The organism is Paenibacillus sp. ICGEB2008 (assembly GCF_000307675.1).
Classification (GTDB): Bacteria; Bacillota; Bacilli; order Paenibacillales; family Paenibacillaceae; genus Paenibacillus; species Paenibacillus polymyxa.
On sequence record NZ_AMQU01000007.1, the window covers coordinates 216,688 to 233,239 of the forward strand.

Here is a 16,552-nt window from a genome sequence, read left to right on the forward strand (position 1 = left end):
TGGATTATGAGTAAAGATCTGCAAATTCAAAGTATATTCCGATTAACCCCGATGCAACAAGGAATCTTGTTCCATAGCCTGCTAGATCAAACTTCGTACGCCTATTTTGAACAAGTGAGTCTTACCTTGAACGGCTTACTCGAGGTAGAGCTTCTGGATCGAAGTCTTTCTGTTCTATTTGAGCACCATGAAATATTGCGCAGCAATGTTTTTCACGTCAATATTGAAGAGCCTAAATTGATCGTATTTCGGCAGAAGCATCCAGCAATTCACTTTGAGGACATTTCTTCACTAACGCAATCTGACCAGGTGGCCTATATAGAACAGTTTGTTCAACGTGATAAGGCCAACGGATTTGATATTACCCGGGATGAGTTATTCCGGGTCTCCATATTGCAGTGTGCGTCTAATGTATACAAGCTGATCGTTAGCTTCCACCACATCATTATGGATGGATGGTGCTTAGAAATCGTTTTGAAAGAATGGTTCCAGATCTACACATCATTGCAAAAGAATGAGCCAGTTCAACTGGGAGAAGCTCCTTCTTATGAAAAATACCTCAAGTGGTTGGACAAGCAGGATATAGATATAGCGCTTACGTTTTGGGAGCGATATTTGGATGGTTTTGAACAGCAGAGTATCTTGCCTGCGAGTGGTAAAGGGAGCCACGTTGATTACGATCCACAGCAGCAAATCTTTAGCTTTGATTCGCAATTAACGGGTCAGTTGGAATCACTGGCCAAAGAACTCAAGGTTACTTTGAGTACATTGTTTCACTCTATCTGGGGTTTGCTATTGATGAAATACAACAACACCCGCGACGTGGTATTTGGCTCTGTCGTTTCCGGTCGTCCGTCAGATATTCCGGGAGCAGAAAACATGGTAGGCCTATTTATCAATACTATTCCAGTGCGTATATCGAGTGAAGAGGATCATCTTGTTTTTTCGGATTTCGTCCAGCATGTACAACATTCGGTTATGGAGGCGGGGCAGCATCATTATGTGCCCCTTGCTGATATTCAGGCGGGTAGTTTGTTGAAGAGTAATCTGATACACCATATTTTGGCTTTTGAAAACTTCCCGGGTATGGAGGAAGCTTCCGATCACGAAAACGAAAACAGTTTAGCGGTTTCGGAGATGGCTGGCTTTGAACAGACTAATTATTCTTTCAACCTTAACGTTGTCCCCGGTGAGAAACTGCGGATGAAATTCAGCTATAACGGTCTATTATACGAACCAGAATATATAGATCGATTAGGTCGACATGTTGAGGAAATCGCCCGCACTGTAGTTTCGTCTGCTGATATAGTTTTGCACGAAATAGATATCATTCTGCCAGAAGAAAAAGAAGTGATTTTGAAGAAATTCAACGGGACGGCTGCGCCTTATCCAAGGGAGAAGACGATTCATCAATTGTTTGAGGAGCAGGTGGAGCGAACACCGGAACATCCGGCAGCCCTATACCAAGATCGGCAATTGACGTACCGGGAGCTGAATGCCCAGGCGAATCGGGTGGCTCACGTCCTGCGGAAGAAAGGGATCGGGCCCGACCAGATGGTGGGCATCGCAGTTCATCGGTCGCTGGAGATGATCGTCGGCCTGCTGGGGATTTTGAAGGCAGGCGGGGCGTATCTGCCGTTACATCCGGAAGACCCGGAAGAACGGCTGGGATTCATGCTGGAGGATAGCGGGGCATCTATCCTGCTGACCCAGCGGGATCAGTTGGACCGCCTTCGTCCGCACGGAGCCGACCGCGAGCTGATCGCTATCGAAGATTTGCTGATGGAGGGGATGGAGCTTACAGGAGAAGAATGCGAGAAGAACCCGGAACCTGTTAACCGCTCGAGCGATTTGGTGTACGTGATCTATACGTCAGGCTCCACCGGCAAGCCGAAGGGGGTCATGATTGAGCACGTTTCACTGATCAACCGGCTGCACTGGATGGAACAACGAATTCCGTTTGGAGCGGAGGATGTGATCCTGCAAAAAACGCCTTATACCTTTGACGTATCGTTGTGGGAACTGTTCTCGTGGGCGATTCAGGGAGCGACAGTATGCTTTTTGGAGCCGGGAGGCGAGAAAGACCCGGCAACGATAGCCGAAACGGTGGAGGCCAACGGGGTAACGGCAATCCATTTTGTGCCATCCATGCTGGGAGCGTTCCTGGAGTATATCGAGCACAGCGGAGCCGCCGGGAAAATGCGGAGTGTACGGCGAGTATTTGCCAGCGGGGAAGCGCTGATGACAGAGCATGTCCGCCGATTTAACCGTTTGTTGGGGGCCGAAGGAGTCACGCTGCACAACCTGTATGGACCGACGGAAGCGACGGTAGAGGTGGCGTATTACGACTGTCCTGCGGAACAAGAACCGGAGAGTATTCCGATCGGGAAGCCGATCGATAACGTGAAATTGTATATTTTGGACCATAAAGACCGATTGCAGCCAATAGGCGTACCAGGCGAACTGCATATTGGAGGGGACTGCGTAGCCCGAGGATATGTGAATCGGAAAGAACTGACGGAGGAGAAGTTCGTAGAAGACCCCTATGCGGCGGGGGGACGGATGTACCGAACGGGAGATTTGGCGAGATGGCTGCCGGATGGAAACATTGAATATATGGGTCGGATCGACCATCAGGTGAAAATTCGGGGCTACCGGATCGAACTGGGTGAGATTGAAGCGGCCTTACTCGCGTACGAAGGTATCAAGGCGGCTACAGTACTTGCCCTTGATGATCGAGATGGCGGCAAATATTTATGCGCATATGTTGAAAGCGGAGAGGGTTTGAACACATCTATTTTAAGGGCACATTTGAAGGCACTTATACCGGATTACATGGTGCCAAGTCATTTCGTTCGGCTAGATGTTATGCCGCACCTGTCCAGTGGCAAGGTTAACCGTAAAGCGCTACCCGAACCGGATCATGGGATGCGAGCCACCAGCTACGTTGCACCAAGAAACGAAACGGAAAGAAAACTAGCCGAGATTTGGGAGAAGTTGCTGGACATATCCTCCATCGGTATACATGACAACTTTTTTGAACTGGGTGGACATTCACTAACGGCGACTCGACTTATGTCTCGAATCAATAAGTTGCTGCAAGTTGAAATTCCACTCCGTGATATTTTTGCACATCCGACCATCGAAGAAATGAGTGTTTTGATCTGCGGACCAGAGGTTGCAGCTGGGACGATGATGGATATTGCTCCTGCCGAGCTACGCGATTCTTATCCAGTGACATCCGTTCAAAAGAGACAAATGATTTTACATCAGTTTGAAGGAGCAGAAACAGCATACAATATGCCCTTTGCCTTACTGATGGAGGGAGAACTGGACATCCAGCGGCTGGAGCAAGTGTTCAGGGATCTAATAGATAGGCATGAGGCATTGCGGACATCATTTGAGTGGGGCACAGAGGAGCCAGTACAAAAAATTCATAGTGAGGTTCCATTTCAACTGAGTCTCCAACAGGTTGATGATATCGGAATAGAAGCACAGGACAAACAGATTCAAGCGATATTCAAAACGTTCGTAAGACCGTTTGACTTAGGTCAGGCTCCATTGTTGCGGGCGAAGCTGGTGCGTATTTCGGACAATAGGCATATTTTAATGGTAGATATGCACCATATTGTTGCAGATGGTGTTTCCATGAGCGTTTTGGCTAATGATTTCACGGCATTGTATCACGGGAACTCATTGCCACCATTGCGTATTCAATATAAAGACTACGCCGTTTGGAATAGTGAGTGGATCAAAGAAGGACACTTGATTAAGCAGGAACAATACTGGCTAGACTTGTTTTCGGATGAGCTTCCTGTCCTTAATCTACCAACTGATTTCACGAGACCTCAAGTACAGAGCTTTGAAGGTGACCGGTATTCTTTTCAAGCTGATAAGACACTTAGTGAAGGTCTACAACAATTTGTTACAGAAAATCGGACCACTTTATTTATGGTACTGCTATCGGCTTACAACGTATTGCTGCATAAGTATTCAAGCCAGGAAGATATCGTGGTAGGGTCTCCAATAGCAGGTCGTAATCATACGGATTTAGAAAATATTATGGGGATGTTCGTTAACACACTTGTGCTGCGTAACCGCCCAGCTGCTGACAAAACGCTCAAGCAATTTTTACTGGAGGTGCAAAGAAGCAGCCTGGAAGCATTCGAACATCAGGATTATCCAATAGAAGATCTTGTAGATAAGCTCGAACTTCACAGGGATTTAAGCCGAAATCCTCTGTTTGATACGATGTTCTCTCTAGAAAATACCGATTCGGTAAGCCTGCAAGCTGACGGGATATCCATATCGCCCTATTCTGTTGAAGCTGGCATAGCCAAAGTTGACTTAACGTTAACAGCAGAAGCGGATCAAGAGGGACTCTCTTTTCGAATTGATTATTGTAATAAGCTGTTTTACAAAGAAAGTATTGAGAGAATGTCGAAGCATTATTTGCAGATTTTACAGACTATTGTGGACTCTGCGGATGCACGGATTGGCGACGTAAACATGGTAACTGCATCCGAAGAAGAGATTTTGTTAACGAAATTTAATACGGTACCCGCTTCTAACGAGAAAGATAACCGAAAATTGCTGCATCAGCTCTTTGAAGAGCAGGTAGCGAAGACGCCGGAGCGTGTCGCAGTATCGTTCGAGGAACAACAATGGACTTACAGCGAGTTAAACGATAGAGCGAATCAGCTTGCCAGAGTGCTTAGAGAAAAAGGAGTACAGGCCAATACGCTTGTTGGCATGATGGTAGAGCGATCTTTTGAAATGATAGTCGGAATCCTAGGGATTTTAAAGGCTGGGGGTGCGTATGTTCCTCTGGCACCAGATTATCCTGCGGAGCGAATTAGTCTGATGCTATACGATTGCAAGATAACACTATTATTGGCTTCCCATCATGTCCTGACTGAATCAACTTTCATAAAAGAGGCAGGAGCAGATGCGTTTGCAGGGGAAATCCTTGATTTGGATCAGCTCGATACTATCGTTAAGGATTTGGATTCTAGTAACTTACCTTATGTGAATGAACCGGATGATTTGGCATATGTGCTATATACCTCTGGCTCAACAGGTAAACCAAAAGGGAATCTGACCATGCATTATAACGTGGAGAGATTGATTAAAAACTCCAATTATATCAATCTTACGGAACAGGATATTCTCTTGCAGTTATCCAACTATGCCTTTGATGGGTCGGTCTTTGATATATTCGGCGCTCTGGTCAATGGTTCTAAGCTGGTTCTCTTACGTAAAGAGAATATGCTGAATCCAGAAAAACTGTCTTCCTTGATTCGAAATGAAAATGTCTCGGTATTTTTTATTACTACCGCCTTGTTTAACACGTTGATAGAAACCAATATTGAATGTTTTACTACAATTCGCAAAATACTTTTTGGTGGAGAGCGGGTTTCGCTACCGCATGTGAGCAAGTTGTTTGAACATATCGGGCCCCATAAAATGCTGCACATGTACGGTCCTACCGAAAGCACGGTCTTTGCTACCTGTTATGGTGTAGATCAGATTCATGAACGGAAAGGTACCGTTCCGATTGGAGCCCCGATTACAGGTACTACTGTGTATATTCTGGATAAAAATCTTAAATTGCAGCCTATTGGTATACCGGGAGAGCTTTGTATAGCAGGGGATGCACTATCCCAGGGCTACTTGAACCTACCTGATTTTACAAACGAAAAGTTTATAGACAATCCATTTAATCCAGGCGAGAAAATGTACAAAACAGGTGACATTGCAAAATGGCTTCCAGATGGAAATATTGAATTTGTAGGCCGCCAAGATCATCTGGTGAAAATTAGGGGTTTTCGTATAGAACTTGGAGAAATTGAAAATCAACTACTATCCCATGAACGTATTAAAGAGGCAATAGTTGTAGCTAAGCCGGATCCATCCGGCCAAAACCGTATTTCTGCATATATGGTGACAGATGGGGAATTAAATACTTCAGCTATTCGCCGTTACTTGGCGAAGTATTTACCAGATTACATGTTGCCATCCAGCTTAATCCTGCTGGACAGTTTGCCACTGAACGCTAATGGCAAGGTGGATCAGAAGAAACTGCCAGAGCCTCATATTAACTTAGACTTGAGCACGCTGTATGAACCACCAACAAGCCCTACGGAAGAGAAGTTGGTTAAAATTTGGGAAGGCGTGCTGGGACAAGAGGGAATTGGAATTAGTCACAGTTTTTTTGACCTTGGAGGAGACTCTATTAAGGCCATTCAAGTTATCGCAAGGTTGAGCCAAGAGGGATTAAAGCTGGATATGAAGGACATATTTCAGCACCCTACTGTTCAGCAAGTAGCACCATATGTCCAACGTCGTTCCAGAATCATTGACCAGAAGGCGGTAACAGGTGAGGTACAGCTAACTCCAATCCAAAGATGGTTCTTCGAAAATGTACAGGATGATCGGAACCATTTTAATCAAGCAGTTATGTTGTTTACTAGTGGTGTATTTGATGAAGAAGCCCTAAAGACTGCTTTGGAGAATATTATTATTCACCATGATGCCCTACGAATGGCGTATGAGATTGGTCAGAATTCTGTTTGCCAATACCATACGGGAACGCAGTTAAAGCCTTTTCATTTAAATATTTATAATCTACAAGGAAATAACGATGCTGAAAGCAAGATTGAGGAAGAGGCGAGTCGGCTACAGGCTACCATGGACTTAAGAGCAGGTGAGATGATCCGGGTGGGCTTGTTCCAAACAGATCAAGGTCAGCATTTGCTGATTGCTATTCACCATTTGGTTATTGACGGGGTCTCCTGGCGAATCTTATTGGAAGACTTGGAGAGCGCATATACCCAGGCATTACAGGGTAAGGCTATCGCTTTGCCGGATAAAACGGACTCTTTTCAGTATTGGTCCGACCGGCTTGCAGAGTATTCGAACAGTCGGACTTTACTGAAGGAGAAGGCATATTGGCAGCAAATTGAAGGTGTTCAATGTGAGTCTCCATTTCCTCAGAAGAGCACAGGTACTGATGAGGATGGAGTGAAAAAAGAAAGAACGAGCATAGCTGTCCGGTTGGACAAGCAAGATACACAGCTACTGCTTGGAACTGCTCATCAGGCCTATAATACCGAAATTAATGACTTATTGTTATCAGCACTTGGACTGGCTATTAAGCAATGGGCGGGTAGTAAAATCTTCGCTATTAATCTTGAAGGACATGGCAGGGAAGAGATTATGGAGGAAATTGATGTTACTCGAACCATAGGCTGGTTTACTTCGATGTTTCCTGTTGTGCTGGATATGAGGGATAGTGAGGATATTTCAACTGTTATTCGGCGAACTAAGGAAATGATTCGGCATATCCCCAATCGAGGGATTGGATACGGAGTTCTGAAGTATTTGGCCGATGTGGAGCATATTCGAGATTTAGATTTTAACATACAGCCACAAATCAGTTTTAATTATCTGGGACAATTTATGGATGGTACGCAAGAGGGAAGCTTTGAATCGTCACCGTTATCTCCTGGACGTTCTGTTGGTGAAGGGGCAGAAAGCCATTTTACACTGGACATCAACAGTATTGTTTCCCAAGACCAACTGTTACTTGAATTTGGATATATTCGCGGCGAGCATGAAGACCATGCTATTGAACAATTAACCCTTATGTATATTGAGCATTTAAAAATGTTAATTAATCACTGTACAAGCATTTCACAGAAGGTTCTCACACCATCTGATTACCAAGACCATACTCTCTCTATTCCTGAATTAGATCAGATTCTCACACAGTTTGGTGGGACTGAACAGGTAGAGTATATTTACCCGTTAACACCTATGCAGCAGGGAATGCTGTTCCATTACATGATGGAGCCGGAAACTACAGCTTATGTGGAACAAGTCGCGATTGAAATGGAAGGTGAACTACAGCAGGAGCTTCTGGAACAGAGTTTTCAAGAATTGTTGGCAAAATATGAAGTATTGCGTACGAATTTTGTGTTTACCGGTATACGTGAACCTCGGCAAGTAGTGCGTAAACATCAACATGCAGAGTTTCGGTTTTATGACCTTACCGGGATGAATGAGCAAGAAATTACCGCTTATCTAGAGGATTACAAAAAACAAGATCTTCTGCGTGGATTTGATTTATCCAATGAGGCACTAATACGTATAAATGTATTAAAAACAACTCCTGATAAGTTCCTTATGATGTGGACCTTCCATCATATGATTATGGATGGATGGTGCGTAGGGATTGTCTACCACGATTTTATGAGCATGTATCTAGATTTGAAAAATGGTAGACCGCTTAAGTCTGAAACAGCCCCTGCTTATTCAACTTATATCCGTTGGCTGGAAAAACAGGACAAAGAGGAGTCCATGCAATATTGGAAACAGGCTTTGGATGGATATGCGCAATGTGCAGTTATACCGAAGACGTTCAAATTGCAGGCTAAAGAAGGTGGTTACCGGACGAGTCAGCTGGAATTTTCGTTAGACCAAACAATGACACGACGATTAACAGAGATTGCATCTCATAATCGGATTACGGTCAACACGTTGTTCCAATCCATGTGGGGGGCATTGCTTCAAAGATATAACAATACCAACGATGTAGTATTTGGAGCCGTAGTTTCAGGGCGACCGCCAGTAATCCCAGACATTGAGAGCATGGTAGGTATTTTCATTAATACGATTCCCGTGCGAATTTATGGCGAGGAGAATGAAAGCTTCATTGAAATGGCCAAGAGAGCTCAACAAAGCTCCATCGAATCGGTTAAGTATGAGTACACATCATTAGCGGACATTCAGTCCGTAACCACACTGAAGCAAAGCCTGTTAGATCATATTATTGTGTTTGAAAATTACCCTGAGTATGGCGAAGAAGAGGCGCTACAGAAGCACAATCTGAAAATTCATGTGCGAGATATGGCCTTTTATGAACAGACAAACTATGACTTTAATCTTATTGTTTCCCTGAAAGACGAACTGAACATTAAATTTCTGTACAACGCTGATACCTTAAGTAGAGAATTTGTGGAACGTATAAAAAATCATCTAAATGGCGTAGTCCGACAAATCGTGGATAATCCAGAGATGAGTATATCCTCGATTGAAGTAACTTCTTTACCGGAGAAAGAAGTGATTTTAAATGAATTTAACAATACGACAGCGATCTATCCGCGAGCGAAGACAATCCATGAATTGTTTGAGGAGCAGGTGGAGCGAACACCGGAGCATCCGGCAGCCCTTTACAAAGGACGGCAGTTAACGTATCGGGAGCTGAATGCCCAAGCGAATCGGTTGGCTCATGTGCTGCGGGAAAAAGGAGTAGGACCTGATCGTGTGGTGGGGATCGCGGTTCACCGATCGTTGGAGATGATTATCGGACTACTAGGAATCTTGAAAGCAGGTGGAGCCTATCTGCCGCTGAATCCAGAGGACCCTGAAGAACGACTGGCGTTCATGCTGGAGGACAGTGGAGCATCCATTTTATTGACCCAGCAGGAGTTAGTGGAACAGCTTCGCTGTCATGGAACAACCAGGGAACTGATCGCTATCGAAGATTTGCTGGTACAGGAAAAGGAGCAAACAGAAAGAGAAAAGAATCCGGAATCGATCAATCGCTCGACGGATTTGGTGTATGTGATTTACACCTCGGGATCTACGGGTAAGCCTAAAGGAGTCATGATTGAGCACGCCTCGCTGATCAATCGTCTGCACTGGATGCAAAAGCGGATTCCATTTGGAGCGGAGGATGTAATCCTGCAAAAGACACCATATACCTTTGATGTATCGTTGTGGGAATTGTTCTCGTGGGCCATCCAAGGGGCAACGGTATGCTTTTTGGAGCCAGGAGGAGAGAAGGACCCGGCCACAATAGCTGAAACAGTTGAGTCTAACCGGGTAACGGCATTGCACTTTGTGCCGTCGATGCTGGGCGCGTTTCTGGAATACATGGAACACAGCGGAGCTGCGGGGAAAATGCGCAGTGTACGACGGGTATTTGCCAGCGGGGAAGCGCTGATGACAGAGCATGTGCGTCGGTTTAACCGTCTGATAGGAGGCGGCGGTGCCACGCTGCACAATCTGTATGGGCCAACGGAAGCGACCGTGGAGGTGGCGTATTATGACTGTCCTGTCGAGCATGAACCGGAGAGCATTCCGATCGGGAAGCCGATTGATAACGTAAAATTGTACATTTTGGATAAGAAGGACCGTTTGCAACCGATAGGGATACCTGGCGAACTGCATATTGGAGGCGATTGTGTAGCGCGAGGATATGTGAATCGGGAGGAATTGACGGAAGAGAAGTTCGTAGAAGATCCATACGAGCCGGGAGGACGGATGTACCGAACAGGGGATCTGGCCAGATGGTTGCCGGATGGAAATATCGAATATATGGGCAGAATCGATCATCAGGTGAAAATCCGCGGATATCGGATCGAACTGGGTGAGATTGAGGCGGCTTTGCTTGCGCATGATGGAGTTCGGGCAGCGGCAGTACTTGCCCGTGCTGATGACCGAACGGGGATGCCTAGTTTGGGGGCGTATGTTGTTGCCGAACCTCATGTGACAACGGCAATGTTGCGACAAAATTTATCTGTCTCAGTTCCAGAGTATATGATTCCAGCCTATTTTGTATTCTTGGATCAGATGCCGCTCACGTCGAGTGGTAAGATTAATCGTCGTATGCTATTAGAGATTGAGCTGGAATTTGGTACCGGAACGGAATATGTGGAGCCAAGCAGTGAGCTGGAAAAGGAATTAGTTGAGATCTGGATGAGTGTACTTGGTATTGAACATGTGGGTATCGACGATAATTTCTTTGAACTGGGAGGACATTCTTTAACGGCTATTCAGCTTGCATCCAGGTTACAAGGGATTTGGAGTAGTGAATTACGGTTGAGCAGTATCTATCAATACCCTACGGTCAGAGAGTTGGCACTACATGTGGAAGGGATGGAAGAAAACCATTCTGCACTTGCCCAACAATTTGATCAAATTATAGCGTTGCTGCATCAAAAGCTGAACGTTAAGGGATGCTTACAACAAGAGCAATTCAATGGAAAATCTTATATCGTTCTGCATCTAGAAGATGGAGCCATTTCTTTTGAAAAAGAGATTATGGAACTGTTGGACATGAAATGCGATGAATCGATTCAGCCTCATTACATCACTTGGCATGGAGAAGAAAACCTGAGACTGGAAAAGGCCAATCTTGAAGACATTAAGAGCATATGGACAGAAAGAATTGACAATGATTTGGACGTTTTCTCCAAAGCTATTTTAAGCCTAGGAGTGATAGAGAGACTGCCTGTTTCTCCAACACAACGTTACCATCTCCAACATAGTGATATTTCTGGCACGATTATTCCGCTAGAAAAACATATGAACATGGAATATGTGGAAGAAGCGATTCGGCAGATTATTCGAGAGCAGGATTTGATGAGAAGTACGCTGTGTGAAGAAAACGGAGAATTGCAGTGGCAAGTAAGGGAAGCACCAGATCATCTTCCTGTACCACTGGTTGATATCTCTATGTACGATGAAGATACACAGCAAGTGATTCTGAATAATATCGTCTGGCCTTATTTTTACAAGCAGCATGAACTGAGCAATTCACTCTTATATCGGATATTGATTGTGAAAAAGAATCTGAAAGACTACATGCTTATATTACCTTTTTCGCACTCGATCTTTGACTTTATGAGCAGTGAGATTATTAAGCACCAGTTCAACACTTATTATGAATGTGTACGAGCTGGAAAGGAAACGCCTAAAGGGAGCAGAAATCGTTACTCTGATTTTACAGCTCATATTATGGAAGGACCTCAGGGTGTTGATGATTTGGAATTAGTTACTACCTATAATCTAGATAAGTTTGATCGTGCAATTGGTCTTATAACCGATTTTGTAAGTCAAAAAGCAGTACTTGAAGGGCATACAACTGTCATTTGGGATTTGAAATCTTCCGAGAGAGTAATTCACTTGGACAACACTAGTCATTGGGAGATTGCATTCTTTACGTTCACTGCTTTTTGTAAAATGTATTTCGAGCTTAGTCAGGTTCCCATTTGGGTAACGCAATATGGCCGAAGCTTTGGAGAGAAGCGTTACTATGATGTTATTGGTGAATTTGTGGATCATATCCCGATACTAACTAATTTAGACCAAAATCTGGTATCTCTAGAACAGCAGGTTCGCCAAAGTGTTCAATGGGCAGCTGAACATAATATCAGCTTTGCTAACTTAATGTATAACCCGGATGTACAGAATGATTATCCTTTATCTGGAGGATACTTGCAGCAGGCTTTGGATAGAATGCCAATTGTATTTAATTTCCTTGGTGAGCTGAGAAGTGAGCATCAACTCCTACAAACGGTGGATCTGGGTAATGTCAATGTTGAAGGAAGAACACGAATCTTATGCGAAGTTTGGCATGATAGCGAGTCTAATCTGTTTGTGGCACTAACTCTACCTTTTTCAGAAGACGAAAGTATAGTACGGAATCATCTACAAAGTGCCTTGGAGCAATTGGAAAGACGCTGGGCAACCGTTCTGTAACTCTTGCCCTAACCGAATAGGGGGATCTCATGAATCAGCCAAAGGAATTTTCGTTTTATGCTCGCCGGAACCTATTTATTTTTTCTGTGACTAGGCTTATATCGGAGCTAGGAAGTTCGATTTTTAAGTTTGCTTTAAGTCTATATATTTTGGATATCACTGGGTCGGCCACTGTATTTTCAATGGTGTTAGGCTTGTCCATTCTGCCCGGAGTATTTGTTAATATTTTTGCAGGTGTAGTTATAGACCGGAGTAATAAGAAAAAAGTGCTTGTCATTACCGAGATATTAAGCGGAATAGCGCTACTAATCTTTTTACCCATTTTCTTGTTGGATTCAACCAATGTTATGTTGCTTGCCGTGTTTTCCGTTATATTAAGCCTTATTCAATCATTTACGTTCCTAACGCTGAATGCTTCAATTCCTAACTTAGTGGAAAGAGACAACGTTCATAGCGTAAACTCTTCCTATCAAAGTATAGGAGCAATCATAAATGTACTTGGCCCGATCCTGGGTGCAATTACTTATCGTGCTTGGGGCTTGGAAACGATTGTGATGATTAACGGAATAACATTTATTTCGGCTGGATTAATGCAACTATGGTTACAATTCAGGAAGTCTGATGAACAAACGGTATCCTCAAGTTATTTAGACAGCGTAAAAGACGTGTTTGCGTATATAAACAAGCAAAAAGCCATAATGTATTTACTTGTTATCTTTGTTGGTATCAATTTTATGCTCGCTCCATTAGTCCAGGTTGTGCTGCCGTATGTGACTTATCAGGAACTTCAACTTTCAGCTCAGCAACTATCTGTTATTCAAGGAGCCTGGTTCGTAGGAGTCATTGCGGGAGCCATTGTGGTTTCACGTCGGAAAGTACATCAATTTGTTATTACCAAAATATTTATCCTGTTTCAGCTTCAAGCCATCTTATTCCTAACATGGTGTTTCCCATTATTGTTTCCCTCAACATCAGGAAGCCTGATACAGATGACGTTCATCTTCATTATGATTTTGGCAGTAACCGGATTTTTTAATTCAATGAGCAATGTTCCCATGATATCTTATGTGCAGCTGTATACTCCAGAACATATCAGAGCCGGGGTGTTTGGTGTAATCAGCTCGATCACTATGCTAGCAACTCCGCTCGGAATCGGGTTGTACGGAATACTATTGGATAGAATCCATTGGGTATACCTTCCTCTGGCATCGGGAATAGTTGCTCTGGTGATGGGGATCATGGCTCATAAGAACAAAGCATTACGTAACTTTTTCAGTCAAAATGCCGAACCAGTCCTTAATAGCGTAGGTGAAAAAGAACGAGTATCAGCATTATAAACTGAATTTCTGCTCATGATGATGTGATTGAAGGACCTGATGTTAATGGAAAGGCCAACTTATGTTGGCCTTTTGGTCTTTCAGTTATTTTTTGCTTTGAGTCACTTTCCCCTTCACATCACCGATGCTTACTTTTCCATTGCCGCTCTGAATAATGACAACATCTTTTGCAACTTGATCAATATCCAGAGAGCCGTCACCTAACTCAATATATGCAGTACCCCCTATTTTATCTGCTTGAATATGTCCGTTTACATTTTCAATATTGACATCAGATGAGCTATTTTGAATAGTAATCCCACCATCTCTGTTGGTTAAATCAATGGCTCCACCGATTTCTTTAAGCGTGATATTACCATTCACATTTTCAATGCTTACATCCGAGGCTAAATTCGTTACTTGAATATCTCCATCTCTATGTGGATGTTTAATTTCTAGTTTCATTTTTTCCGGAATGGTTAGCTTGACATCAACTGTTTGGGGACCTGTTGACATGAATTGGCCCTCGAAAAAAGTATTAAGAGTAGCTACACCATCTTTTCCCTCCAGACTTAATTTTAGCTTATCCATGTTGCTGCCATTAGCAACGACACTGGCTTGTATTTTATCTGTATTCTTGTTTCCGACAACTTCAATTTGACCGTTGCTATTATCTAGAACTAAGCTGGAAATACCGGCAGATGATAATTCAAGTTCCTTGTTTAAAGATGTTGCAGGTTTGGATGAACAGGCTGCAATTAACAGTAACATTGAGATCATCACTAAAGTAGTGAGCCATTTCATTACAATCACTCCGTTTCAGAATAGTTAGTATAGATTTAGATTACATCCCGTTTTGTAAAAATAGGATATGAAACGAGATGCATAGCGACCAGATGAAGTAGAAGGAGGAACAGTGAGAAGCCCAAGGTCATTCCTTCCACTGGCGTCGTTCCAAAAAAATAAGGATTGAGATCTGTACTGGAAAACACAAAGTATTTTGTCCAAGGCCATCCATTCATGGTGATACTCAGGACGAATCCTGCTATAGCTGCCAGCATAGAGAACACAATAGAAAATGTAACACTGCGAAATGCTGCAGAAATCATAAATGCAAATGTCAACACGATAACCATAAAAGGTATATTAAATAAAAACCCTCCTAACAAGGCTTGAATCATATCTGCCTGCTGAATGGTTTGATCCTTGACGAAGAAGTAGGGATCGCCGATCCCCTTAAAGCCAAACATTAATCCACCGAAAAATATGGCAGCCAGAAAAGTAAGCAAAACCAAAAATATTCCAAACAAGAGAGTTGCAATATATTTAGAAAAATAAATTTTTGAGCGTGTAGCTGAACGTGTCAGTAAAAATTTGATTGTACCGGCAGAAAACTCAGAGGCTACAATATCGCCAGCCACGATAAGAGCTAAAAGAGAGATACCTACAATTAAATTTCTGGATTGGCTCACTGTAAAACTCCAAGCATTGGATTGAGGAGCGATGTTATGGTCCAAATAATACTGATTCATCAAAATTTTTTCTGCTGCCATTTTTTTCTCAATGGGTAGAGCGTCTGACTTTGCTGCATCTCTCGTTAGCTTTGAATTTTCATGCTGTAAGAGTGTTTTCCATCCTTCATTGTACTCAGTCATACCAGAACTTTTTAAATTAGCCATCTGGATTAATACATACAAAATAAGCAGTATGATGATAAGCCAGGTACGTTTACGCTTATAAATCTTCATGTTTTCATTACGAATTAACTGAATCACTTTTCAATTCCCCCTGTGATTTCAATGAATTTATCCTCCAGTGTCTGTTTCGTAATCTGAACGCTGTATATGTTCACCCCCGTATCCATAAGTTTCTTTGTAATACCCGGAATTTGATCCTTTGTAATGTCAACTTGTAGAGTTTGTTGATCTGCAATAATTTCTTTCCCCGCCAGCATGGACTGGAATACAGGAAGAGCCAATTCGGGTCTGTCTACTTCAAACCGAACAGGAGCAAGCCGATTATCCATCATCTCAGCTACATTATGGATACCAATCAGTTTTCCCTTATTTAAAATCGCTACCTGATCACACATCAGTTCCATTTCAGCCATAAGATGGCTAGAAATAAGAACACCAACGCCTTCTTTTTGAGACAGATTGATTAAATGTTCCCGAAGTTCTCTTATTCCTGCTGGGTCTAAACCATTGGTAGGCTCATCAAGCACAAGTAAGGAAGGCTTATGGGCCAGTACAACGGCTAATCCCAGTCGCTGCTTCATTCCTAGAGAGTAAGTTCCCACTTTCTTATCAATGCTGTCCTCAAGTCCGACGAGCGAGATTACTTCCTGAATACGTTCCGAAGAAACCCCTGGAGACATTCTTGAGAAATGAATCAGATTGTCATAGCCGGATAAATATTTGTACAGATCTGGATTTTCGACGATAACTCCAACATGTCTCATTGCCTTTTCAAAGGAGCGATCAATATCTTGGCCGTGGATAAATACCTGGCCTCCCGATTTTGAACTTAACCCCACGATCATCCGAATAGTGGTCGTCTTGCCCGCTCCATTTGGGCCAACAAGACCCATGATTTCCCCCGCCTTTACATCCAAGGACAGTCCTTCAACAATGGTTTTCTTTCCAATCTTTTTACTTAAATTACGAATCTGTAATAGTGACAACAAC

The 16,552-nt window shown here is 43.3% G+C and carries 5 protein-coding genes; 2 read left to right on the top strand and 3 right to left on the bottom strand.

The genetic code is table 11. The features are described 5' to 3' along the window. Window positions 1–6 precede the first annotated feature (6 nt). Together C400_RS0105850 and C400_RS0105855 are read left to right on the top strand one after the other, a co-directional pair. The gene (locus tag C400_RS0105850; RefSeq protein WP_026065377.1) at window positions 7–12,549 is read left to right on the top strand and encodes a non-ribosomal peptide synthetase; all 12,543 of its coding nucleotides are present in this window, start codon (window positions 7–9) and stop codon (window positions 12,547–12,549) included. Window positions 12,550–12,578: 29 nt separating this feature from the next. Then, the gene (locus tag C400_RS0105855; protein WP_017426297.1) at window positions 12,579–13,886 is read left to right on the top strand and encodes an MFS transporter; all 1,308 of its coding nucleotides are present in this window, start codon (window positions 12,579–12,581) and stop codon (window positions 13,884–13,886) included. Between the two features lie 84 nt (window positions 13,887–13,970). Here the strand turns inward: C400_RS0105855 and C400_RS0105860 are convergent, their stop codons facing one another. From C400_RS0105860 to C400_RS0105870, 3 genes are read right to left on the bottom strand one after another with little or no spacing between them, the layout of a single operon-like run. Beyond that, window positions 13,971–14,669: a DUF4097 family beta strand repeat-containing protein gene (locus C400_RS0105860; RefSeq protein WP_017426298.1), complete on the bottom strand. Its 699-nt coding sequence runs from the start codon at window positions 14,667–14,669 to the stop codon at window positions 13,971–13,973. 35 nt (window positions 14,670–14,704) lie between these two features. After that, on the bottom strand, window positions 14,705–15,640 hold the full coding sequence (locus tag C400_RS0105865; RefSeq protein ID WP_017426299.1) for an ABC transporter permease: 936 nt from the start codon (window positions 15,638–15,640) through the stop codon (window positions 14,705–14,707). Further along, on the bottom strand, window positions 15,637–16,548 hold the full coding sequence (locus C400_RS0105870) for an ABC transporter ATP-binding protein (protein WP_017426300.1): 912 nt from the start codon (window positions 16,546–16,548) through the stop codon (window positions 15,637–15,639). Before C400_RS0105870 ends, C400_RS0105865 begins: the two co-directional genes overlap by 4 nt. Window positions 16,549–16,552 lie beyond the last annotated feature (4 nt).